Source organism: Mesorhizobium sp. C089B (assembly GCF_030323125.1).
Taxonomy (GTDB): Bacteria; Pseudomonadota; Alphaproteobacteria; order Rhizobiales; family Rhizobiaceae; genus Mesorhizobium.
In genome coordinates, this window is the sequence record NZ_CP100469.1 from 4,867,234 (window position 1) to 4,889,104 (window position 21,871).

The 21,871-nt window shown below is 62.8% G+C and carries 20 protein-coding genes and 1 pseudogene; 11 read left to right on the forward strand and 10 right to left on the reverse strand.

Going from position 1 to position 21,871, the window contains the following annotated elements:
• Positions 1-72 precede the first annotated feature (72 nt).
• A complete protein-coding gene (locus NLY44_RS24150) occupies positions 73-882 on the reverse strand; it encodes a response regulator transcription factor (protein ID WP_023806250.1) in 810 nt (269 codons plus the stop codon).
• 113 nt (positions 883-995) lie between these two features.
• Between NLY44_RS24150 and NLY44_RS24155 the strand changes: the two genes are divergently transcribed.
• The 6 genes from NLY44_RS24155 (at position 996) to NLY44_RS24180 (ending at position 7,397) form a co-directional block, all read left to right on the forward strand.
• On the forward strand, positions 996-2,132 hold the full coding sequence (locus tag NLY44_RS24155; RefSeq protein WP_023700452.1) for an ABC transporter ATP-binding protein: 1,137 nt from the start codon (positions 996-998) through the stop codon (positions 2,130-2,132).
• The gene (locus NLY44_RS24160; protein WP_023806249.1) at positions 2,113-3,276 is read left to right on the forward strand and encodes an ABC transporter substrate-binding protein; all 1,164 of its coding nucleotides are present in this window, start codon (positions 2,113-2,115) and stop codon (positions 3,274-3,276) included. Before NLY44_RS24155 ends, NLY44_RS24160 begins: the two co-directional genes overlap by 20 nt.
• A 62-nt stretch (positions 3,277-3,338) precedes the next feature.
• Positions 3,339-4,202 carry an ABC transporter permease gene (locus NLY44_RS24165; RefSeq protein ID WP_023806248.1) on the forward strand — a complete coding sequence of 288 codons (864 nt, stop codon included), beginning with the start codon at positions 3,339-3,341 and terminating at the stop codon, positions 4,200-4,202.
• Positions 4,202-5,014, forward strand: a complete 813-nt coding sequence (locus NLY44_RS24170; RefSeq protein WP_023671267.1) for an ABC transporter permease — start codon at positions 4,202-4,204, stop codon at positions 5,012-5,014. The genes NLY44_RS24165 and NLY44_RS24170 overlap by 1 nt, the downstream gene beginning before the upstream one ends.
• A 28-nt stretch (positions 5,015-5,042) precedes the next feature.
• Complete coding sequence (locus NLY44_RS24175) at positions 5,043-5,804, forward strand: SDR family NAD(P)-dependent oxidoreductase (protein ID WP_023806247.1); 762 nt, start codon at positions 5,043-5,045, stop codon at positions 5,802-5,804.
• A 189-nt stretch (positions 5,805-5,993) separates the two neighbouring features.
• Positions 5,994-7,397 (forward strand): MATE family efflux transporter, encoded by a 1,404-nt coding sequence (locus NLY44_RS24180; RefSeq protein WP_023806246.1) that lies wholly within the window; start codon positions 5,994-5,996, stop codon positions 7,395-7,397.
• Positions 7,398-7,593: 196 nt separating this feature from the next.
• On the opposite strand, the gene NLY44_RS24185 is transcribed toward NLY44_RS24180, so the two are convergent.
• Complete coding sequence (locus NLY44_RS24185; RefSeq protein ID WP_023745857.1) at positions 7,594-8,208, reverse strand: TetR/AcrR family transcriptional regulator; 615 nt, start codon at positions 8,206-8,208, stop codon at positions 7,594-7,596.
• 157 nt (positions 8,209-8,365) lie between these two features.
• Here NLY44_RS24185 and NLY44_RS24190 point away from each other — a divergent pair.
• The 3 genes and pseudogenes from NLY44_RS24190 to NLY44_RS24200 form a co-directional block, all read left to right on the forward strand.
• Positions 8,366-9,712, forward strand: a pseudogene (locus tag NLY44_RS24190) (coniferyl aldehyde dehydrogenase); the annotation flags it as partial.
• A gap of 147 nt (positions 9,713-9,859) precedes the next feature.
• Complete coding sequence (locus NLY44_RS24195; protein WP_023806244.1) at positions 9,860-10,795, forward strand: NAD(P)H-binding protein; 936 nt, start codon at positions 9,860-9,862, stop codon at positions 10,793-10,795.
• Positions 10,796-10,806: 11 nt separating this feature from the next.
• Positions 10,807-11,634 (forward strand): SDR family NAD(P)-dependent oxidoreductase, encoded by an 828-nt coding sequence (locus tag NLY44_RS24200; protein ID WP_023806243.1) that lies wholly within the window; start codon positions 10,807-10,809, stop codon positions 11,632-11,634.
• A gap of 371 nt (positions 11,635-12,005) precedes the next feature.
• Here NLY44_RS24200 and NLY44_RS24205 read toward each other — a convergent pair whose 3' ends face one another.
• The 8 genes from NLY44_RS24205 to speB form a co-directional block, all read right to left on the reverse strand.
• The gene (locus tag NLY44_RS24205; protein WP_023671272.1) at positions 12,006-12,809 is read right to left on the reverse strand and encodes an ABC transporter permease; all 804 of its coding nucleotides are present in this window, start codon (positions 12,807-12,809) and stop codon (positions 12,006-12,008) included.
• Entirely contained in the window at positions 12,806-13,660 is an 855-nt protein-coding gene (locus NLY44_RS24210; protein WP_023695891.1) for an ABC transporter permease, read from the reverse strand. Before NLY44_RS24210 ends, NLY44_RS24205 begins: the two co-directional genes overlap by 4 nt.
• The gene (locus NLY44_RS24215) at positions 13,657-14,694 is read right to left on the reverse strand and encodes an ABC transporter ATP-binding protein (RefSeq protein WP_023695892.1); all 1,038 of its coding nucleotides are present in this window, start codon (positions 14,692-14,694) and stop codon (positions 13,657-13,659) included. The genes NLY44_RS24210 and NLY44_RS24215 overlap by 4 nt, the downstream gene beginning before the upstream one ends.
• A 95-nt stretch (positions 14,695-14,789) precedes the next feature.
• The gene (locus NLY44_RS24220; protein ID WP_023671275.1) at positions 14,790-15,878 is read right to left on the reverse strand and encodes an ABC transporter substrate-binding protein; all 1,089 of its coding nucleotides are present in this window, start codon (positions 15,876-15,878) and stop codon (positions 14,790-14,792) included.
• A gap of 68 nt (positions 15,879-15,946) precedes the next feature.
• Positions 15,947-16,594 (reverse strand): amino acid ABC transporter permease, encoded by a 648-nt coding sequence (locus tag NLY44_RS24225; protein ID WP_023695893.1) that lies wholly within the window; start codon positions 16,592-16,594, stop codon positions 15,947-15,949.
• Positions 16,591-17,247, reverse strand: coding sequence for an amino acid ABC transporter permease (locus NLY44_RS24230; protein ID WP_023671277.1), 657 nt, complete (start codon positions 17,245-17,247; stop codon positions 16,591-16,593). The genes NLY44_RS24225 and NLY44_RS24230 overlap by 4 nt, the downstream gene beginning before the upstream one ends.
• A 6-nt stretch (positions 17,248-17,253) precedes the next feature.
• The gene (locus NLY44_RS24235; RefSeq protein WP_023806242.1) at positions 17,254-18,048 is read right to left on the reverse strand and encodes a transporter substrate-binding domain-containing protein; all 795 of its coding nucleotides are present in this window, start codon (positions 18,046-18,048) and stop codon (positions 17,254-17,256) included.
• 83 nt (positions 18,049-18,131) lie between these two features.
• On the reverse strand, positions 18,132-19,193 hold the full coding sequence (speB, locus tag NLY44_RS24240) for an agmatinase (protein WP_023695895.1): 1,062 nt from the start codon (positions 19,191-19,193) through the stop codon (positions 18,132-18,134).
• Between the two features lie 207 nt (positions 19,194-19,400).
• Between speB and gcvA the strand changes: the two genes are divergently transcribed.
• Positions 19,401-20,369, forward strand: a complete 969-nt coding sequence (gcvA, locus tag NLY44_RS24245; protein WP_023671280.1) for a transcriptional regulator GcvA — start codon at positions 19,401-19,403, stop codon at positions 20,367-20,369.
• A gap of 169 nt (positions 20,370-20,538) precedes the next feature.
• Complete coding sequence (gene pncB / locus NLY44_RS24250; RefSeq protein ID WP_023683568.1) at positions 20,539-21,843, forward strand: nicotinate phosphoribosyltransferase; 1,305 nt, start codon at positions 20,539-20,541, stop codon at positions 21,841-21,843.
• Positions 21,844-21,871 lie beyond the last annotated feature (28 nt).

Below are 21,871 nucleotides of genomic sequence, written 5' to 3' on the forward strand. Positions count from 1 at the left end.
GGAAGCGGACCGGTTTCGGGTAATCCGTAGCAGTCTGTCGCCGGCAAGTGAACGATGTCTGCCTCAGCGAGTTCAACGCCGGCTCTCGATGATCTCGATGAAGCGGGCGAAAAGCCCGGCCTGGGATTTGATGCCGAGTTTGCGATGGATGTTGCGGCGGTGAACCTTCACCGTTCCCGGTACGATGCGCATGGCTCTCGCGATCGACTCGGTGGAATGCCCCTGCAGCACCAGATCGACGACATGCTTTTCGCGCGGGGTCAGCGACAGGCTTTCCCAAATGTGGGAGCGGTCGAATTCGTTGACTGCGGCGATCGTCTCGCCCTGCTCCGCTTCGTCCTGCTCCTCGGCCGAAAGTGCGGGCCAGCGCAACCTGATGAAACCGATCACCGCCGGCGCCATGTCGCGCAGCAGCCTGGCATCGGCGGTGCCGAAGGGGCCGGAGGCCTGCAATCGCATCAGCGACAGCACCAGCGCATCCTTGCCGGGCAATGGCACGAAGAAGCCGACCTCCTCGGCGAGCCTTGTCTGACTGTAGTAGGTGCGAAAATACTCGCTGGCATAGAAGCGGTCGGGCGCCAGTTCGCGCATGCGCCAGAACCCCTCCTTGCGCTCCACCGCCGCGTGATGAAATGGGTCGAGAAGATAAGGTCCTTCCTGATAGAGCGTGACGAAGACATGGCTCTCGGCCGGCGAGAAGGTTTCGAACAGCAGCGGCGGTCGCGAGGCGCCGCGGTAACCGAAGATCACACAGTGGTCGAAGCCGACATGCTGGCTCAACCAGCCGACCATTGCCTTGCCGAACAGGTCGCCGCTCGTCTCCCGTGTCGCCGCGACAAGGGCTGCGAGCCGGCTGTATTCGTCGCTGCGGGACGCACTCAATCTATACCCCCTTAAACGAGAAAATAGATCAGATATACCACCAGCGAGGTATATACTAGACGCCATTGGCTCTGGTAGCGTCCTGGAATAGCCCTGTTGCTGGAGCCAGCACTTTGACCGCAGTGCCCGACATCGAGTTTCGCGGCGTCACCAAGCGCTATGGCGCTGTGACCGCCGTCAGCGGCATCGATCTCGCTGTGCCGCCCTCCGCCTTTGTCGCCCTTCTCGGACCGTCCGGCTGCGGCAAGACCACATGCCTGCGCATGATCGGCGGCTTCGAGCAGCCGAGCGAAGGCCAGGTGTTCATCCGTGGCCGGGACATGGCCGGAACGCCGCCCTATCGTCGGCCGGTCAACATGGTGTTCCAGCAATACGCGCTGTTTCCGCATCTCGATGTCGAAGCCAATGTGTCCTACGGGTTGCGCCAGGCACGGCCGCGCCTGTCGTCGCAGGAAATCGGCCGGCGCGCCGGCGAGGCGCTCGAAATGGTGCGGCTCGCCGGCTATGGCCGCCGCAAGATCCACGAACTCTCCGGCGGCCAGCAGCAGCGCGTCGCGCTGGCGCGCGCACTGGTCAACAAGCCGGCCGTGCTGTTGCTCGACGAGCCGCTGGCAGCGCTCGACAAAAAGCTGCGCACCGACATGCAGATCGAGCTGCAGAACCTGCAGCGCGAGATCGGCATCACCTTCGTGCTGGTCACCCACGACCAGGAGGAGGCGCTGTCGATGAGCGACTTCGTCTGCGTCATGAACGGCGGCCGCATCGTACAGCTCGGGCAACCAAGCGAGATCTATGACGAGCCGGCCGACCTGTTCGTCGCCGACTTCGTCGGCAAGACCAATCTGTTGAGCGGCAAGGTTGCCGGGCATACAGGCGATCTTGTCAATGTGGCGCTGGCGGACGGAACCGTCATTGCCGCGCGCAAACGAACCGCCTTGCAGCAGGGCGAGACCGTTTCCGTCAGCCTGCGTCCTGAATCGCTAAGCCTCGGCGCCACCAAAGGCAGCCCTTTCAAGGGCATCGTGCGCAACCGGATCTTCCTGGGCTCGACGGCGGAATACGCCATCGAGGTGCAGGGCATCGGAACGCTGCTGGCCAAGGCCGACCATGTGATCGGCCATGGCAATCTCTTCAAGCCGGGTGAACCCGTCGCCATCGGCTTTGCCTCCGGGACGCCGCTGGCGTTTCCGGAGACCAAGAACAACGGGACCAACCAGAGGGTAGCAAAAAATGTCGAAATCATATCGTGACGGACTGCCGATTAGCCCTGAGAACTTCGTCGACCAGCTGATGCGCCTGAAGCGCGGCTCGATCGGGCGCCGCGATTTCCTCGGCCTCACCGGCCTGGGCATCGCAACCGCGGTGATGGCGCGCGAGCTCGGCATCATGCCGACGCCGGCCTTCGCCGCCGAAAACCTCGGCGACCGCATGTCGATCGCCACCTGGCCGAACTATCACGACCCGCAGACCTTCGAGAATTTCAAGAAGGACACCGGCGTCGCCGTCGAGGTCAACGTGTTCGGCTCCAATGAGGAGATGCTGGCCAAGCTGCAGGCCGGCGCCTCGGGCTGGAGCCTGTTCGTGCCGACCAACTACACGATCTCGACCTACAAGAAGCTCGGCATCATCGATCCGCTCGATATGGCCAAGCTGCCGAATTTCGACGGCTCCCAGGAGGACCCGCGCTTCACCTCGGAAGGCACGATCGACGGCACGACCTACGCGGTGCCGAAGAACTGGGGCACCACGGGCTTTGCCGTCAACACCAAGAAGCTGGCCAAGCCGATGACGAGCTGGAAGGAATTCTGGGACGTCGCCATGGCTGAGGGCGATGGCCGCACCATGGTGCATGACTACCAGCTGACCACCATCGGCAACGCGCTGAAATATTACGGCTATTCCTTCAACTCGCTGAAGCAGGATGAACTCGCCAAGGCCGAGGAGCTGCTGCTCAAGGTCAAGCCGCATCTGTTCGCGGTCTCGTCCGACTACCAGCCGGGCATGCGGGCGGGCGACGCCTGGCTGACCATGTGCTGGACGAATGATGGCGCACAGCTGCATCGCGATATCCCGGAGATCGCCTATGTGCTGGGCAAGGAGGGCGGCGAGATCTGGACCGACTTCTACGCCATCCCGAAGGACGCGCCGAACAAGCCGGCCGGCTATGCCTTGCTCAATTATCTGATGACCCCGGAGGTTGCTGTGAAGGAGCATCTCGCCAACGGCGCGCCCTCGACCGACGCTCGCGTCAACAAGCTGCTGCCCAAGGAAGTGCTCGACAATCCGATCCTTTACCCGGCGGCCGACCTGTTGACACCGCTTGAGTTCGGCGCGGCGGCAACACTGACCGATCCGGGTCGCGCCGAGCTGATGGCGCGCTTCAAGTCGGCTTGAGGCTGGCCTGACGCAAACGGAAAACCGGCGGGCCTAGGTCCGCCGGCATCGGGGCGGTTTCTATGCACGGCAACAGATTTCGGCATAACATCCTGACAGCGCTGCTGCTCGCTCCGGCTACAGCGTGGCTGGTGGTGTTTCTGGTTTTGCCGTTCGTCGCCATTGCCGTGTTCAGCGTCGGCGAGCGGGCGCCGGAGGGCGGCTACCAGGCCGCCTTCACGGTGGCGCAATACGCCAACCTCCCGGCGCGGGCGACCGCTTTCTGGAACACGATGATGCTGGCGCCGGTGGGCGCGCTTGCCTGTCTGCTCGTCGCCTACCCGGTCGCCTACTACCTTGCCCTGAAGGCGCCGGAGCGCTGGCGGCTGATCCTGCTTGCGCTCGTCGTCATTCCGTTCTGGACCAGCCTTTTGATGCGCACCTATGCCTGGATGTACATTCTGGGCGGACGCGGCATTCCCGCACTGCTGGCCTTTGTCGGCATCGAGGATGTCAGGTTGATCAACACGCCGGGCGCCGTGCTGCTCGGTATCGTCTACGGCTATTTGCCCCTCATGATCCTGCCGATCTATGTCAGTCTCGAGCGGCTCGACCGAAGGCTGCTGGAAGCCTCCGCCGATCTCGGCGCGACCTCGCTCTCAACCTTTCTGGGGGTGACGCTGAAGCTGTCGCTGCCGGGCGTGATGACCGGCTTCTCGCTGGTCATGATCCTGCTGCTCGGAGAATACCTGATCCCGACGCTGCTTGGCGGCGGCAAGGTGTTCTTCATCGGCAATGCGCTGGTCGACCTGTTCCTGCAGTCGCGCAACTGGCCGTTCGGATCGGCCATCGCCATCACGCTGGTGGCGGTTTCGGTGGTGGTTCTGATCGCGGCAAACCGCGTTTCGACACGGGTGTCGGGCGCCCGCAGGGTGGATCTGATCTGATGCGCGCCTTCGTCACAGCCGTCTTCGCCTTCCTCTATCTGCCGATTGCGTTGGTCGTGCTGTTTTCCTTCAACGCCGGCCGCCATGCCAGCGAGTTCACCGGCTTTTCGGTGCAGTGGTACGGCACGGCGCTGTCGAACCCGTTCCTGGTCGAGGCGCTGAAGAACAGCCTGTTCATCGCCACCACCAGCGCGCTTCTGGCGGCGGTGTGCGGCACGGCAGCGGCGCTCGGCCTGGCGCGGGTCGGGCTCAGAACCCGCGCCGTCTTCGACGCGCTGATGGGTGCCGCGATTGTCGTTCCCGGCGTCGTCATCGGCATCTCGACGCTCGTCGCGCTGGTCCAGTTGTTTGGCGTGCTCAATCCGTTCCTCGCCTCGATCTGGCCAAACGACCAGCCGCCGCGCCTGTCGCTCGGCTATGGATCAATCATCGCCGCCCATGGCCTGTTTTCGATGGCGCTGGTAACGATGATCGTCGGCACGCGTCTCGCCAGCCTCGACCGCAACCTGGTCGAGGCCTCGAGCGATCTCTACGCCACGCCGCTGACGACGTTTCGCTCGATCGTGCTGCCGCAGATCATGCCGGCGGTGATCGCCGGTTTCCTGCTCGCCTTCACCTTCTCCTTCGACGATTTCATCGTCGCCTTCTTCGTCGCCGGCGCGCAGACGACGCTGCCGATCTATGTCTTCGCCTCGATCCGGCGCGGCGTGACGCCGGAAATCAACGCCATCGCCACCATCGTGCTCGTCGCCTCGGTTCTTCTGGTGGTGCTTGCCCAATGGCAGCTGCGCCAGCGCCAGCCGTCAAACTGAACAAGCCATCCAGCTGAAAGACAAATTCATGATCCTTAGAGACCGCATCGCCGTGGTGACGGGCGCCGGTTCCGGCATCGGCCGCGCCGGCGCCATGATCATGGCCAGGGAAGGCGCTGTGGTGGTCATCGCCGACCGGGATAAGACCAGCGGCGAGACGACAGCGGCGGACATCCGGGCAGTGGGCGGGCAGGCCGAGGCCGTTGTTACCGACGTCTCTGACGACGCCGCGGTCGAGAAGCTCATCACAGGCACTCTCGGCAAGTATGGCCGCATCGACATTCTGCACAATCACGCCGGCATCCAGGTCGGCGGCACGCTGACCGAGGTCGAGGTCGATGGTATGGATACGTCATGGCGCATCAATGTACGGGCGCAGTTTCTGGCCGCGCGGCTGGTCATGCCGGCAATGGTCGCGCAAGGCGGCGGCGTCATCCTCAACACGGCTTCGAATTCGGGCGTCTTCTACGACCGCGAGATGATCGCCTATGCCACGTCCAAACATGCCGTGGTGGCGATGACCAGGCAGATGTCGCTCGACTATGCCCGGCACAATGTGCGCGTCAACGCGCTCTGCCCGGGCTGGGTCGACACGCCTTTCAACGAGCCGTTCATCGCCCAGATGGGCGGACGCGATGCGATCGAAACCTATGTCCGCACCAGGATTCCGATGGGCCGCTGGGCCAGCGCCGAGGAGATCGCCGAAGCGATCCTGTTCCTCGTTTCAGACCGCTCATCCTTCATGACCGGCCAGGCGCTGGTGATCGACGGTGGCGAAAGCATCGGCTGATCCAAGGGCGGCCGGACAGGAGGGGGTTCCCGCCTCTGGCTCAATCGCCGGCTGCCCGTCCTCCCTTGCCTTCATGTCGCATTTCGTCCAATAGAACGACGCAAACGCTGCGAAACCGAAGGTTTTGCCGTTTGGAAGTGCGGCTTCCGGCCTCGTTGCCGACGCGCCGCAATCGGAAAGAGCAGGACAATGTCTGCGATCGAAGCCGGCGCTCGTGCGCCGGAAAATCTTTGGCGTCAGGAAATCAGGGCGACGCTGGCGCTGGCCTGGCCGATGGTGCTGACCAATCTCGGCCAGACCGCGATGACCGCCACCGACGTCATGATGATGGGGCGTCTGGGCGCGGACACGCTGGCCAGCGGCGCGCTCGGCGCCAACCTCTATTTCATGCCGCTGATCTTCGGCCTCGGCCTGATGCTGGCGACTTCGCCGATGATCGCCACCGAGCTTGGCCGCCGCCGCTATTCGGTGCGCGATTTGCGTCGCACCGTGCGCCAGGGACTGTGGCTGGCGATCCTGATCTCGATCCCGATCTGGATCGTGCTGTGGCATGGCGAGGCCATTCTGCTGGCCATGGGCCAGGAGCCGGCATTGGCGCGTCAGGCCGGCATCTATCTGCGCTGGCTCGAATGGGCGGTGCTGCCTTTCTACGGCTATATCGTGCTGCGTTCCTTCATCTCGGCGCTGGAGCGGCCGGGCTGGGCGCTGATCATCGTCTTCGTCGCCGTTGCCTGCAACGCCTTCTTCAACTGGGTGTTCATGTTCGGCAATCTCGGCGTCACCTCAATGGGCATTGCCGGTTCGGGGCTGGCGACCACCCTGTCGAGCACGCTGATGTTCTGCGGCCTGGCAGCCGTGGTGATGCTGGAGAAGAAGTTCCGCCGCTACCGCCTGTTTGGTCGCTTCTGGCGCTCCGACTGGCCGCGTTTCAAGGGTCTGCTGCGGCTCGGCATGCCGATCGCCGGCATCCTCGCCTTCGAGGTGACGATCTTCAATGCAGCAGCCCTGCTGATGGGCCTGATCGATGCGGATTCGCTTGCCGCGCACGCTATCGCAATCCAGATCGCCTCGATCTCCTTCATGGTGCCGCTCGGTCTCAACCAGGCCGTCACCGTGCGCGTCGGGCTGGCCCACGGCGCCGGCAATCCGGCAGGCGTTTCGCGCGCCGGCTGGACCGCCTTCGTCATCGGCGTCTCGTCCATGGCGCTGATGGCGCTGGTGATGGTGCTGTGGCCGCATCTGTTGATCAGCGCCTTCATCGACATGACCGATCCGGCGAACGCCAGGGTGATCGCGCTGGCCGTGTCGTTCCTGGCCTTTGCCGCGCTGTTTCAGATCTTCGACGGCGCGCAGGCCGTTGCCGCCGGCATGCTGCGCGGCCTGCACGACACCAAGCTGCCGATGATCTATGCCGCGATCGGCTATTGGGGCATCGGCCTGCCGCTCGGCGTCCTGCTCGCCTTCCATTTCGGCCTGCACGGCGTCGGCATCTGGATCGGCCTGGCGTCAGGTCTGGCCGTGGTGGCGGTGCTGCTGTTAGCGCGCTGGCTGCGGCGGGACCGCATCGCACCGCCGCTCGTCTTCAGCCATTGAAGACGCACCAAGCGGTCCGCCAACTGCCCGAAGCATTCACTGCAGAGCAGATGTCTGGTTGTCGCCTTTTGGACCGGAAGCAGAATGTCTGCTTAGGGCAGGAATCCACCAAACAGGCCGGCAAGCTTGCCTCTATCGGTTTGGCTTGCCGCCGCACTCTTCGGAACGCCCTTGCGTTGACGGGAGATCGGGCGCTTCACATTCCCTCGCTCGCGATCCCCTCCATAAGCGACCCAAATGCAGCCTTCAGCGGCTCCAAGCCAACCTTTTCGGGCATTAGCAGGCCATCGATTGACAGCATGGTCATCCCGTGAAGAAGCGACCAGCACGCCGTTGCATAATCGCGAACCGGCCGTCGGCGGAATACACCTTCAGCCTGGCCGCGGGCCAGGACATCCATGACTGTGTTGAACACGCTGATCGCACTCTCGCCGAGATGGACGTCGCACTGGTAGCCGCTCTCCGCGCCGAACATCAGGCGATAAAGGGCGGGATTGTCGACGCCGAAATCGATATAGGCGCGCGCCATGGGCAACAGCGCCTCGCGCGGCTCCCCTCCAGCGTTCGACTGCGCCTGAATCAATGCTGCGCGCAACTGATCGAACCCAATCAATGCCAGCGCGGTGAGCAATGCACCCTTGTCGGGAAAGTGCTTGTACGGCGCCGCGTGGCTCACGCCAGCGCGTCGCGCGATTTCCCGCAATGTGAACTGCCAGTTCCGCTCCTGCCGCATCACCTCCAAGGCCGTGTCGATGAGCGAGCGGCGAAGGTTGCCGTGGTGGTAGGGCCGTTCCGGTGTTGTTTTCTGCATTTGAAGTGTCCCATGTAAACATATGTTGACAGCGTTCACTTTGGAGCATAGATAGGCGTCATGTTTCCTCTGTCTACATAGAGTTCGTCATGAATGCCATCACAAAAACGTCGATGCAGAGCAGCTCGCTGCGCTCCTCGATGCACAGCGCGCCGCATTCCTGCGCGACGGTTCTCCGTCACTCGCCCATCGCCGCGCCGATCTCGCCAAACTCAAGAAGGCCCTGATCCATCGTCGTGACGCGATAGAGGCTGCGATCGATTCAGACTTTGGCCATCGTTCGCGGCACGAGACGGCGATCATGGAAATCTTCGGCGTTGTCGGCGGGATCGACTATCTTCGCAAGAACCTGCGCCGGTTCATGCGGCCGGAGCGGCGCCATGTTTCGCTCCTCATGCAATTCGGCAGGGCTTGGATCGAGTACCAGCCCGTTGGCGTGGTCGGCGTCATCTCGCCGTGGAACTACCCCGTCAACCTGTCGCTGATGCCGGTGGTTACCGCGATCGCAGCGGGAAACCGCGTGATGCTCAAACCTTCGAAGCTAACGCCGGCGACGAACGCGGTGTTAGCCTCGATGCTCCGCGAGATCTTCCCCGAACAACAGGTCACCCTTGTCAATGGCGACGGCTCCGCATTCTCTTCGCTGCCGTTCGATCATCTCGTCTTCACCGGGAGCCCCGCCGTGGGGCGAGCGGTGATGGAGGCGGCTAGCAAAAACCTCGTCCCCGTCACTCTCGAACTCGGCGGCAAGTCCCCGACCATTGTCTCCAAGGGTAGCGTGTGTGACCGCACGGTGTCCGCGATTGTATACGGGAAGCTTCTCAGTGGCGGGCAGACCTGCATCGCCCCGGACTACGCCCTTGTCCACGAATCCGAGGTCAGCACCTTCGTCGAGAGCTACGACAGGCTGGTGAAGACTGCCTACCCCGATGGCCCGACGAGCGCGGACTACACTTCAATCGTCAACGACCAGCAATATTCGATGCTGACCGACTTGATCAACGACGCTCGCGCCCACGGCGCACGGATCATTGAGGTTGGACACCGGCCCGGCGACGCAACCCGTCGTCCTCACACCCTGGCGCCGACCGTCGTGCTCGGCGTCACCGACGAGATGAAGATCGCGCACGAGGAGATCTTCGGTCCCATCCTGCCGATCTTGAGCTACGGCAGAATCGATGACGCCATCGCCTATGTGAACGCCCGGCCCCGACCACTCGCGCTCTACTACTTCGGCAATGACGCGGACCGACGCAAGGTACTGGACAACACGACGTCGGGCAACGCCATGATAAACGGCACCATTATGCATGTCGCGCAGGACGATCTACCGTTCGGCGGCATCGGCACCAGCGGCATCGGTGCCTATCACGGCATCGAAGGCTTCAAGCGTCTTAGCCACGCCAAGGGCGTCTACGCCCAGGGCCGGTGGAACGCCCTCAAACTTTTCCGCCCGCCGTTCGGGAAACCGGTCGATCGCCTTCTGAATATCATGTTGCGCTAACAACGCAGGGTCTCGCGGGCATGATGTTGGCCTTCGTCAAGACCATACCGACGACGCGTTCCAACTAAGCCTGCAAGCAGGTGGTCAGATTTGAATTCAGGCGAAATTGCCGGGACATGCTCGGCATCGACCTGCAAGGAGTAGGAAATGACAAACCCGATCTTGGTCACTGGTGCTGCCGGCGCCGTCGGTTACGCCGTGTGCGAGCAGCTGGTGAAATGCGGACTTAAGGTAAGGGCGATGGTCCGCAAGGCCGATGAGCGATCGGCCAAGCTGGCGGAACGAGGAGTGGAGATCGCGGTTGGCGACCTTCTCGATCTTCAAGCTGCGCATCGCGCGATTGAAGGCTGCGACCGGGTCTACTTCGGAATGAGCGTATCGCCGTCCTACCTTGAGGCAACGATCAACGCGGCCGCCGTCGCGAAACATCACCAAGTTGGTGCGTTCGTGAACATCTCGCAAATGACCGTATCGCAGATGGGTATCACGTCGACCACCGACAGCCCGCAGCAGAAGCTGCACTGGCTTGCGGAGCAGGCGCTGAACTGGTCCGGCCTGCCCGTTGTGCATATCCGTCCGACAGCGTTCCTCGATACCTTCTTCCTTCGCCTTTCCATGCAGTCGATCCATCAACATCAGCAAATTCGCCTCCCCTTCGGGAATGGCAAGATCTCGCCTATCGCAAGTGACGATGTCGCGAGGGTCATCGCGACGGTGCTGAAGGCACCAGCCGAGCACATCGGCAAAATCTATGAACTGACCGGCCTTCGTTCGCAGGATATGCATGACATTGCCGAGGAATTCTCCCAGGCGCTTGGGCGGTCGATCACTTACGTGGACGTGCCTTGGGAACCCTGGCGTAAGGCGCTGGAGGACAGCGGCATGCTGACCCGACATGTGCTCGCTCATTTGGCCACGATGGCGCTTCTCATCCAGCAGAACCGCTATGATCGGCTGACCGCCGACGTCGAACAGGTCGCCAAAATGCCGCCGCTCGGTGTTCTGGAGTTCGTCCAACAGCACGCGGGGCATATCGCGCAGAAACATGATGGCAGCCGCGCGCGATGCCGCCCGTTCAATTGAAAGGAAGAAAGATGCCACACGCTGATGACACGGGAACGCAAATCTCCGCTGGTGAAAAGCATGGCGTCCCGCGAAAACGGGCCCTGATCACAGGCGCATCTAGCGGGCTCGGGCTCGAATTTGCCGAGCTGCTGGCGGCGCAGAAGGTCAATCTGGTGCTCGCAGCCCGGCGACGCGAGCCGATGGAAAAGCTCGCCGCTGAACTTCGCCGGAATCATGGCGTCGACATCCTCGTCGAGCCAGTCGACCTTGCCGCGCCTGGAGCCGCTGACCATTTGAAAAGCAGCCTGGAAGCGAGGTCGCTGCAGATCGACATTCTGGTGAACAATGCGGGATACGGGTTGCACGGCGAATTTCTGGAAACGCCGATCGAGCGTACCACCGAGATGATACAGCTCAACATCACGGCGCTCACCGAACTGAGCTATGTTTTCGGGCGAGACATGGCAGCCCGGGGATCCGGCCAGATCCTTCTCATTGCGAGTCTCCTGGCGCTCCAGCCTGTTCCCACCTTTGCCGCTTACGCAGCGACGAAGTCCTATGTGCTGGCTTTTGGAGAGGCTCTGCACGATGAACTTCGCCCGCAAGGTGTGGTCGTCACCAGTCTTTGCCCCGGGCACACCGAAACGGGCTTCGATGCAGCGGCCGGCGCTCCCGTTTCGCCCATTCTGCGCCTTCTGACGATGAAGCCCCGTCCTGTCGCCGAAAGCGGTCTGCGGGCACTAGGACAAGGCAAGGCGATTGTGATTCCCGGGTTCTTGAACAAGATCGTTGCATTTTCAAATCGCCTGACACCCCGTTCGATGCAACGCGCTTCCATGGAACGAATTGTGGGATGATGTCAGTTAATCGCAAATCGCCTCCGATCGAGCAGCGATCGCATCTTAGCTAGACCTCAGGCCACCACCGGCTCCTACTCGATCAGATCAGCCGAGCGGCGAGTCTTCTAGACTAGCTCTTTCCGTCGACGAGGCGGCGCTCAGTCGTAGGCTGCGCTTTATTCCTCCGCGAACATTCGGCCGGTCAACTCAAGCGTATGAGCAAGTCATCTGCTAGGACGACCGCTTTCGGGCGGCCAGCCCGGACTTCTGAACGGCCAGCAAAGGCGCGAAGCTGCCGCCTGCGCGAGTGCATAGGGTGCACTCAGACACCTTGATGGCATTGGTGGTTCTGAGCAGCGATCGAGGGGTGCTGTTACAAATGATTGCGCTCAGCTCCCGTCGGACGACATAGCGCCGAGCAGCCTGCGAATATCGCCGAACCTGGCGATCGAGCCGAACACCAGTGCCGCCACCGCGACGAAGAACACCGACACCGAAGCCATGGTCGGCGTGTAGCCATAGCGCAGCGCGTTGAAGATCTTGATCGGCAGCGTCTCGGTGGTGAAGCCGATCGTCATGTAGGCGACGATGTATTCGTTGAGCGACAAGACGAAGGCGAAGGCGTAGCCCGAGACGAGGTAGGGCAGGATCAACGGCAGCACCACGGTCTTCAGCACCGTGCGGTCGTCGGCGCCCATGGTGGCGGCGGCCTCTACCAGCGAGCGGTCGATCGAGGCAAAGCCCAGCGACAGCGTCACCAGCGGCAGCGTCACGAAGAAGATAGCGTGGCTGATGATGGCGGTGAAGAACTGGCCGAACAGCCCGACCGTCGCCCAGAAGGAGAGGAAGCCGAGCGCGGTGATGACCGGCGGCAGGATGAAGGGGGCAAGCCCCAGCACCTGGAAGATGTTCGCCCATGGCGCGATGCGCCGCCACAGGAACCAGGCCAGGGGCAGCGCGACCGCCACGGCAATGGCTGCCGAGCAGACGGCCAGCGTCACCGAATGGATCAGCGCCAGCCGCCATTCCGGATCGGTGAAGATCTGGGCGTACCAGGCGAGCGAGAAGCCGACCGGGGGGAAGCTGAGCTCCTGCCGCGAATTCACCGACACGCCGGCGACGACGATCAGCGGCGCCGCCAGAAACAAAGCGACGATGGTGAAATAGACACGGCGCAGCAAGGTCGCGGTCATAGGGCGTTCTCCCTTCGTCCGACGAGCAGCGTCAGTCCGACCAGCGCCAGCGAGATCAGCACCAGGAACACCGCCATCGCGGCTGCGAACGGCATGTTGGACTGGTAGATCGCCTGGTCGGTGATCAGCACCGACAGCGTCCAGTGTTGCGGGCGTCCCAGAATCTGCGGTAGCAGATAGGAGCCGAGCGCAAAGACGAAGACCATGATCAGCGTCGCCACGATGGTGTTGCGCAGCGCCGGCGCGACGACGTTGAAGAAGGCCCGGATAGGCGAGGCGCCGAGCGTGCGCGCGGCCTCTAACAGAGTCGGATCGAGGCGGACCAAAGCGGGGTAAAGCACCAGGATCGTATAGGGCAGCGCCTGGTAAACCATGCCGGTCAGCACCGCGCCGAAGGTCGGCAGCAGCGCCACCGGCTTGTCCATCAGCCCGATCGCCACGAACAGATTGGTGATGCCCGCCGTGCGCGAAAACAGCGTCGACCAGGCAAAGCCGATGATGACTTCCGACAGCGACAGCACCGACAGCAGGCCGACCAGCCATAGCGTCTGCACGCGGCGCGGCCGGCGGGTCAGGAGGTAGGTGAAGGGGAAGGCGATGGCCACGCAGCAGACGGCGACCAGCACCGCCAGCATCAGTGAAAAGCCGAGCACGCCGCCGAAGAATACCGACAGGAAGCGGGCGTAATTGTCGAACACGAAATCCGGCGTGTAGAAACCGGACGGATTGCGCTTGAAGAAGCTCACGGCGATCATCGTCGAGAACGGCACGACGAAGAAGACGATCAGCATCAGCGCCGGAAAGAACAGCGGCGTGTAGTCGGCTAGCGACTTCGGAGCCTCGCGTCTCATGCGCCGAGCACCACGCAGCTGCCGGGCGGCAGCGTTACGCCGACCTTGGCGCCGACCGGCACGTCATGCCGTTCGCGCGGCGTGGTCACGGCAATGATGCTGGTGCCGCCGACATCGACGAAGGTCTCGATGGTGCCGCCGAGATCGCGAACGAAACTCACCTCGCCGGTAATGGCCGAGCCGCCGGGGCTGCCGAGATGCACATCCTCGGGGCGGACCGATACAGACGCTTTAGTCTGACCCGCCGGCATGGCAAGACCTGGAATGGCTGTGCCCAGAATGGTGGTGCGCCCGGTGCTGTCGATCTCGGCCGGCAGCAGATTGGTGATGCCGATGAAGTCGGCGACGAAGGCGTCGGCCGGCTTGCGGTAGATCTCGATCGGCGGCGCCGCCTGCAGGATCCTGCCGTGGCCCATGACGACGACGAGGTCGGCCATGGTCATGGCTTCGCGCTGGTCGTGGGTGACGACGATGGTGGTGATGCCCAACCGCTGCTGCAACTGGCGCAGTTCTACCTGCATGGCCTCGCGCAGTTTGGCGTCGAGCGCCGACAGCGGCTCGTCGAGCAGGAACAGTTTCGGCGACAGCGCCAAGGCCCGTGCAATTGCCACGCGCTGGCGCTGACCGCCCGACAGTTTGGCCACCGGGCGGTCGGCAAAGCCGGTCAGATGGATGAGGCCTAGCAACTCGTCGACGCGCTTCTTCTGCTCCTCCTTCGAGGCGCCGCGAATGCGCAGCGCATAGGCGATGTTGTCGCCGACAGAGAGATGCGGAAACAGCGCCAGCGACTGGAACACCATGCCGAGATTGCGCTTGTGCGTCGGCAAAGGCGTGATGTCCTCGCCGTCGAGCACGATGGCGCCGCTGGTCGGCTCCTCCAGTCCGGCAATCATGCGCAGCAGCGTGGTCTTGCCGCAGCCCGATGGGCCGAGCAGACACACGAACGTGCCATGCGGCACGTTGAGCTGGACATTGTCGACGGCGGCGAAGTTGCCGAATTTTTTGGTGACGGCGTTGATATCTAGTCCGGACATGCTCATCCCTCTCAGGCTGTGCGCTGGAGCAATTCCAGGAAATGGCCGCCGGAGGAAATCCGGCGGCCGATCAGTTTTCAAGCGGAACGGGCGGCTCAGCCGACGATCAGCTCGGTCCACTTCTGGTTGATCCAGTCGGCCTTCGACGTATAGAGGTCATAGCGCGGGATGATCGGATCGATATCCGACGACACCGCGGCGAACTCTTCCGGCTTGAGGTCGAGCACCTCTTTCTTCAGCGTCGGCGTGGTGCCGACCTTGCGCGACATCAGACCCTGCATCGACGGCTGGCTCATATAGTCGATGAAGGCATGCGCCTCGTCGACCTTGGTCGAGGCGCGCGACAGCACCCAATTGCCGGAGTCCTGGATGCCGCCTTCCTTCGGGAAGGTCGAGCGGACATGGAAGCCGTCGGCGACCGCGAGGCCGGTGACGTCGTGATAATACTGGCCCATCGGGATCTCGCCCGACTTCAGCGCCTGCTCGAACTGCGCCTCGTCGCGATACCACAGCCGGACATTCGGCTTGAGCTCGGCGAGCTTTTCGAACGCCTTGTTCAGTCCGTCCTCGGTGTCGAGCGCATTGGTGCCGCCCATGAAGGTCTTGGCTGTCACTTCGAGCAGGAACGAGTTCGAGGCAAGTGCCAGAAGGCCAAGCTTGTCCTCATTGGCCTTGTCCCACAGCGTCTCCCATGAGGTCGGCGCATCCTTGTAGACATCGGTGTTGGAGACCAGCGTGATCCACCAGGCGACGGCGCCGATGCCGGCGACCCGGCCATCCGGATATTTGTTGACGAAGCGCGGCAAGAGGTCGTTGTAGTGCTTGAACTTCGACGTATCGAGCGGCGTCCATAATTCGGTCGACTGGCCCTTCAGCGTCGAGGTCTGCGACATCATCGAAAGGTCGGCCGGCGCCTGGCCTGCCTTGGACGCCTGTTCGAGCTGCACCAGCCAGGCTTCGCCGGTCGGCTCGGCGACCGATTCCACTGCAATGCCGGTGGCCTTGGTGAAATCTGGGAAGACGTGCTCGTCAAAGGATTTCTTGAAATAGCCGCCGTAGACGCCGACCTTCAGCGACTTGTCCTGCGCGCGCAGGATCGACGGCATGGCGAGCACGCCGGCTGTAGCGAGGCCCGCACCAAGCACGCCGCGCCGTGTCAGGGATTTTCCGATCAGTCTGTTCATCTGGTTTCTCCTCAGTTGATGCCGTTCTATTCCGGCAGGTTCCCTTCACGCACTGTCGCCGCCTGGCGTCAGTGGGCCGCCGCTCGTTGTTCGAGCGTACGGGCGTATTGCGTCAGTGGAAAGCACATGACGAAGAAGATCAGCGCCACCAGCCCGTAGACCTTGAACGGTTCGAAGGTGGCGTTGTTGATGGCGTTGGAGGTTCTGACCAGCTCCTCGAAGCCGATGATCGAGGTCAGCGCCGTCGATTTGATCAACTGCACCAGGAAGCCGACGATCGGCGCCCTTGTGATCGAGAACGCCTGCGGCAGGATGATCAGCCTGAGCTCCTGCAGACGGTGCAGCCCAAGGCTGGCGCCGGCGTCCCACTGCCCGCGCGGCAGCGCATCGACGCCGCTGCGCCAGATCTCGGCCAGATAGGCGCTGGCGAAGAAGGTCAGGCCGAGCACCGCTGCCGTCCATGGCTCGATGCGCAGGCCGAGCATCGGCAGGCCGAAGAACATCAGGAACAGCTGCATCAACAGCGGCGTTCCCTGGAACAGGGCGATGTAGCCGGAAGCGACCCGCTGGCTCCATTTATTCTCTGCGATCCTGAAGAACAGCACGATCAGCCCGACCAGCGCCCCGCCGACAAAGGCGGCCAGCGACAACAGCACCGTCCAGCGGGCGGCGAGCAGCAGATTGCGAACGATGTCCCAGAAGGTGAATTCGATCATGTGACACCTGCCCCCAATACGCGGCGCCCGCCTGTGACCAGCAGCCGGCGCAAGGCCATGGACAGGACGAGGTAGACCAGGGTCACGACGAAATAGGTTTCGAAGGACCGGAAGGTGCGGGCTTGCAGCATGTCGGCCTCATAGGTCAGCTCGCGCACGGCGATCTGCGACACCACGGCCGATTCCAGCATCATGATGACGATCTGGCTGGTCAGCGCCGGGTAGATCACCTTGAGCGCCTGCGGCAGCACGATCTTGATGAAGACCTGGCGCGGTCTCAAGCCCAGTGCAAGCGCTGCTTCCGTCTGTCCGCCGGGCACGGCATCGAGACCGGCGCCGACGATTTCAATGGTGTAGGCCGCCATGTTGAGCGTCATTGCCAGCATGGCGGCCAGGATCGGGTCGAGCCTTATGCCGAGGCTGGGCAGGCCGAAGAAGATGAAGAACAGCTGCACCAGGAACGGCGTGTTGCGCATCACCTCGACATAGACCGCGATGGCGCGCTTCACGAATACCGGGCCGTTGCGCCGGCCGGCAGCGCCCAGGATGCTGAGCAGCGTGCCCACGAGCGTGGTCACGACGATCAACAGGATCGTCGTGGCCGCGCCGCGCGCGATGTCGCCCACAGCACCTGGGAGCCAGGCAAAGGCCACGAGAACTCAATCCTTGAGGTTGTCGGGATTGAGCGGCGTCTTCAGCCAGGCCTTCGAGCTCTCGTCGAGCTTGCCGTCGGCCAGCATCTTGGCAACCGCATCATTGACCGCCGTCTTCAGCCGGTCCTCTTTCTTGTTGAGGCCGATATGCGAAGGCGAGGTCAAAAGCTGGAACTTCTGCTCCGGCTTCAGCGCGTCCTGCTTGGCCAGCACCTGCGCGCCGACATCATTGCCGACCACCATCAGCTGGGTCTGGCCGGAGATGAAGGCCTGGATGACGGAATTGTAGTTGTCGAAGCGCTTGATGTCGGCCGATGACGGCGCCGCTTCGGTCAACGACGTATCCTCGAGCGTGCCGCGATTGACGGCGATCGACTTGTCGGCGAGATCTTCCTTGCCTTTGATCGAAAGCGCTGCCGGACCGATGACGGCGATGTAGTAGGGCGCATAGGCGGCGGCGAAATCGATCACCTCCTCGCGCTCCTTGGAATAGCCGACGCTCATCAGGATATCGACGCGCTTGTCGGTGAGATACGGGATGCGGTTCTGGCCGGTGACGCTGACCAGATTGAGCTTCACCTTAAGTGAATCGGCGATCGCCTGCGCGACGTCGACGTCGTAACCCTTGATGCTCATATCGGCGCTGGCCGAGGAGAAGGGCGGAAAGTCGGAGAAGATGCCGACATTGATGGCGCCGGCCTTGATGATGTCGTCGACGGCGTCGGCATTGGCCTGGGAGGCGAAGCCGAGGCCGGCGAGCATCAGCGCAGCGGCGATGGTTGATTTCATTTGGATTGTCATTGGTATTCCCCTTCTGGAAGCTTGTTTGTTTTGGAAACGGCCGCCGGCTCCAGCGCGGCGGCCGCCTTTGCATGTGAAATCCGTCAGGCCCCCTTGCCGGTGATCGCCGGGCTGAACACCATCAGGCTCAGGATCTCGAACAGGACCTGGGCGCCGACATGGGCGGTGTTGGTGGTCGCGTCATATTGCGGCGCCACCTCGACGACATCGCCGCCGACAATGTTGAGACCTTTCAAGCCGCGCAGCAGTTCGAGCACCTCGCGCGTCGTCAGGCCGCCTATTTCCGGCGTGCCGGTACCCGGCGCGAAGGCCGGATCGACACTGTCGACGTCGAAGGAAATGTAGGTCGGGCCGTCGCCGACTATTCTGCGCGCCTTCTCGATGATGGCCGGGATGCCGAGACCCGTCACCTCTTCGGCATGCACGACCGTCATGCCGGATTCATAGGTGAACTCCCACAGATACTCCGCCGAGCCGCGGATGCCGATCTGGATAGTGCGGGTCGGGTCGAGCACGCCGTCCAGCACCGCGTTGCGGAACGGTCCGCCATGATGGAACTTGGTCATGTCGAACAGCCCGCTTGTGTCGCAATGGGCGTCGATATGGATCATGCCGACCGGCGCCTTCTTGCCGACCGCCTTCAGGATCGGATGGCTGATCGAGTGGTCGCCGCCGACCGAAAGCGGCAGCACGCCGGCATCGACGATCTGGTTGGTGCGGCGCTCGATGTCTTCGTGGCTGACCTCCAGCCGGTAGCGGCTGCGGAACGGCGTATCGCCGATGTCGGCGACGCGCAGCTCATGCGTCGGCGCGCATTCCAGCACATGATTGTAAGGGCCGATGCGCTCGATGGCGCGCAGCGCCCTTGGCCCGAAGCGCGAGCCGGGCCGGTTGGTGACGCCGAGATCCATCGGCACGCCGATGATCGCCACCTGCAAATCGCCGAAATCCGGATTGTCGGCAGCGATTTCACGGTAGGGCGCGGCGAGGAAGGTCGGGATGCCGGCATAGGGCGCGAGTCGGGTGCCGCTCTTGGAGAAGATCTTGTCGGCGACCTTGCGGAACTTCGGGTCGAACATCTCGCCGCCATGGCTCTCGCCATATTTGCGGCGCAGCGCGTCGAGCTTGCCTCTGTCATAACCCATGTCGGTCTCCTCCTGCCGGGCTGGTGCATGCGGCAGCGTCTGCAAACTGACCATCATCCGGCCGGGTCGCTGTCCCGCTGGCTGCCTGTAGATTTCACGTCATTAATGCTGTTGACCTGCCAAAGTGTCCGGCAGCCGCATTGAAAAATCAATTGATATTGTTACGGTGCTGATTGTGAGAAAATCTCACAGAGTATCCGGTTGCTAATGGCCAAGCGTCTGCCCCCCTTGAATCCCTTGCGCGCCTTCGAGGCGACGGCGCGGCATGCCTCGCTGACCAAGGCGGCGAGTGAGCTCAACGTCACCCACGGCGCGATCAGCCACCAGATCAAGGCGCTCGAGCAATCACTCGGCGTAAAACTGTTCGAACGCACCGGACAGCGGGTAAAGCTCACCCCGCACGGCGCCGAATTGCTGCCGGCGGTCTCGACCGCCTTCGACGGCATCGCCGCCGCCACCCAGCGCATGACCAGGCCAGCCAGCGCCGGTACACTGTCGGTGTCCTGCGTGCCGGCGCTGCTGCTTCTATGGATGACGCCGCGGCTCGGCAGCTTCATGGCGCAATACCCCGACATCAGGCTGACGCTGATCCCGTCCAACGACCCCAAGGACATCCGCGCCCCACAGGTCGATGTCTGCGTGCTCTATGGCGACGGCAGCTGGACCGATTGCTGGATGCGCAAATGGTCGGGCCTCGAACTGTTCCCGGTGGTCAGTCCGACGCTGATCAACAACCGGCCGCTCCGCATCTGCCGGGATCTTGCTGGCCATGTCATCCTGCATGGCGATGATGGCCGCGAATGGCACACCTGGCTGGCCGCCGCCGATGGGCTCGACCTCGAACGTGGCCGCCGCCACCATCTCGGCGACGCCCGTACGGCGATCGAAGCCGCGGTGCACGGACATGGCGTGGCGCTCGGTGATTCCGTCACCGCCAGCATGCTGCTCGCCAGGGGCCTGCTGGTGGCGCCGTTCAGCCTGTCGGTGCCGGCAGTCGACGATTTCTACGTCGTCTGCCGCAACGAGATGCGTTCGGCGCCGATCGTGCAATTGTTCGTCGACTGGCTGTTTGCCGAAAAGGAACAGGCCGACAGCCGGGCCGACGCGCCGGTGGCCGGCCGCATCGGCAGCCGCCGGAAGCGTCCGGCGCTGCGGGTGGTGGGCGCCAAGAGTTGAGGCTGGACCGGAGCGGCTGCTTTTTGTCGGGCCAGCCCGGAAAGCGGGAAGCGCTTTCAAAAATTCAATGCTACTAAGCTCTTGCCAGGCAATTCCAGGAAACGAGTGCGGCGGTTTTCCGTCCGGAATTGCGTAAGACAGACGTGAGCAGCGAAGGCGACGGCAGGACATGGCAAGAACCGATATAGCGCGGCGCGTTTACAACCACACCTGGAAGCTGGACCCGATCGTCCGCAGCCTGCTCGACACCGATTTCTACAAGCTTCTGATGCTGCAGATGATCTGGGGCATGTACCCCAAGGTCGACGCCACCTTTTCGCTGATCAACCGCACCACCTCGGTGCGCCTGGCCGACGACATCGACGAAGGCGAATTGCGCGACCAGCTCGACCATGCCCGCACGCTGCGCTTCTCCAAGAAGGAGATGATCTGGCTTGGCGGTAACAATTTCTATGGCCGCAAGCAGATCTTCGAGCCGGAATTCCTCGCCTGGCTGGAAGGTTTTCGGCTGCCCGACTACGAGCTGTCCAAGCGCGACGGTCAGTACGAGCTCTCCTTCAGCGGTCCCTGGATGTACACCACCCTGTGGGAAATCCCGGCGCTGGCGATCATCAATGAGCTTCGTTCCCGCGCCGCCATGCGCGCCTTCGGTCCCTTCGCGCTTGACGTGCTCTATGCACGCGCCAAGGGGAAGATGTGGGCCAAGACCGAACGCTTGAAGGCGCTGCCCGGCATCCGCATCTCCGATTTCGGCACCCGCCGCCGCCATTCCTTCCTGTGGCAGCGCTGGTGCGTCGAGGCGCTCAAGGAAGGCATTGGCGAAGCCTTCACCGGCACCTCGAACGTGCTGCTGGCCATGGACAACGACCTCGAAGCGCTCGGCACCAACGCGCATGAATTGCCGATGGTTTTTGCCGCCCTTGCCAAGTCGGAAAAGGAATTGAAGGAATCGCCCTACAAGGTGCTGCAGGACTGGCAGCGCTATTACGGCGGCAACCTGCTGATCGTGCTGCCCGACGCTTTCGGCACCGCATCCTTCCTGCGCGACGCCCCGGACTGGGTCGCCGACTGGACCGGCTTCCGCCCCGACAGCGCGCCGCCGATCGAAGGCGGCGAAAAAATCATCGACTGGTGGCGCGAGAAGGGCAAGGACCCCAGGCAGAAGCTGCTGATCTTCTCCGACGGTCTCGAGGTCGAAACCATCGAGGAGACCTACAGGCACTTCAAGGGCAAGGTGCGCATGTCCTTCGGCTGGGGCACCAACCTCACCAACGATTTCGAAGGCTGCGCGCCGACCGAAACCAACAGCCTGGATGCGATATCGCTGGTCTGCAAGGTGACGGAGGCCAATGGCCGGCCGGCGGTGAAGCTGTCGGACAATCCGGCGAAAGCGACGGGCGACAAGAAGGAGATCGAGCGCTATCTTCGGATTTTTGGGGCGAAGGACCGCGTGGAGCAGCTGGTCAAGGTTTGAGGGTCGGTGGGTGCCTTGCTGGACGAAA

Coding starts and splice junctions, on each gene's coding strand:
- NLY44_RS24200 (WP_023806243.1), top strand. CDS start 10,807: ATGCCACACGCTGATGACACGGGAACGCAAATCTCCGCTGGTGAAAAG.
- NLY44_RS24160 (WP_023806249.1), top strand. CDS start 2,113: ATGTCGAAATCATATCGTGACGGACTGCCGATTAGCCCTGAGAACTTC.
- NLY44_RS24175 (WP_023806247.1), top strand. CDS start 5,043: ATGATCCTTAGAGACCGCATCGCCGTGGTGACGGGCGCCGGTTCCGGC.
- speB (WP_023695895.1), bottom strand. CDS start 19,193: ATGGGTTATGACAGAGGCAAGCTCGACGCGCTGCGCCGCAAATATGGC.
- gcvA (WP_023671280.1), top strand. CDS start 19,401: ATGGCCAAGCGTCTGCCCCCCTTGAATCCCTTGCGCGCCTTCGAGGCG.
- NLY44_RS24210 (WP_023695891.1), bottom strand. CDS start 13,660: ATGAGACGCGAGGCTCCGAAGTCGCTAGCCGACTACACGCCGCTGTTC.
- NLY44_RS24165 (WP_023806248.1), top strand. CDS start 3,339: ATGCACGGCAACAGATTTCGGCATAACATCCTGACAGCGCTGCTGCTC.
- pncB (WP_023683568.1), top strand. CDS start 20,539: ATGGCAAGAACCGATATAGCGCGGCGCGTTTACAACCACACCTGGAAG.
- NLY44_RS24215 (WP_023695892.1), bottom strand. CDS start 14,694: ATGTCCGGACTAGATATCAACGCCGTCACCAAAAAATTCGGCAACTTC.
- NLY44_RS24170 (WP_023671267.1), top strand. CDS start 4,202: ATGCGCGCCTTCGTCACAGCCGTCTTCGCCTTCCTCTATCTGCCGATT.
- NLY44_RS24205 (WP_023671272.1), bottom strand. CDS start 12,809: ATGACCGCGACCTTGCTGCGCCGTGTCTATTTCACCATCGTCGCTTTG.
- NLY44_RS24225 (WP_023695893.1), bottom strand. CDS start 16,594: ATGATCGAATTCACCTTCTGGGACATCGTTCGCAATCTGCTGCTCGCC.
- NLY44_RS24185 (WP_023745857.1), bottom strand. CDS start 8,208: ATGCAGAAAACAACACCGGAACGGCCCTACCACCACGGCAACCTTCGC.
- NLY44_RS24235 (WP_023806242.1), bottom strand. CDS start 18,048: ATGACAATCCAAATGAAATCAACCATCGCCGCTGCGCTGATGCTCGCC.
- NLY44_RS24180 (WP_023806246.1), top strand. CDS start 5,994: ATGTCTGCGATCGAAGCCGGCGCTCGTGCGCCGGAAAATCTTTGGCGT.
- NLY44_RS24220 (WP_023671275.1), bottom strand. CDS start 15,878: ATGAACAGACTGATCGGAAAATCCCTGACACGGCGCGGCGTGCTTGGT.
- NLY44_RS24195 (WP_023806244.1), top strand. CDS start 9,860: ATGACAAACCCGATCTTGGTCACTGGTGCTGCCGGCGCCGTCGGTTAC.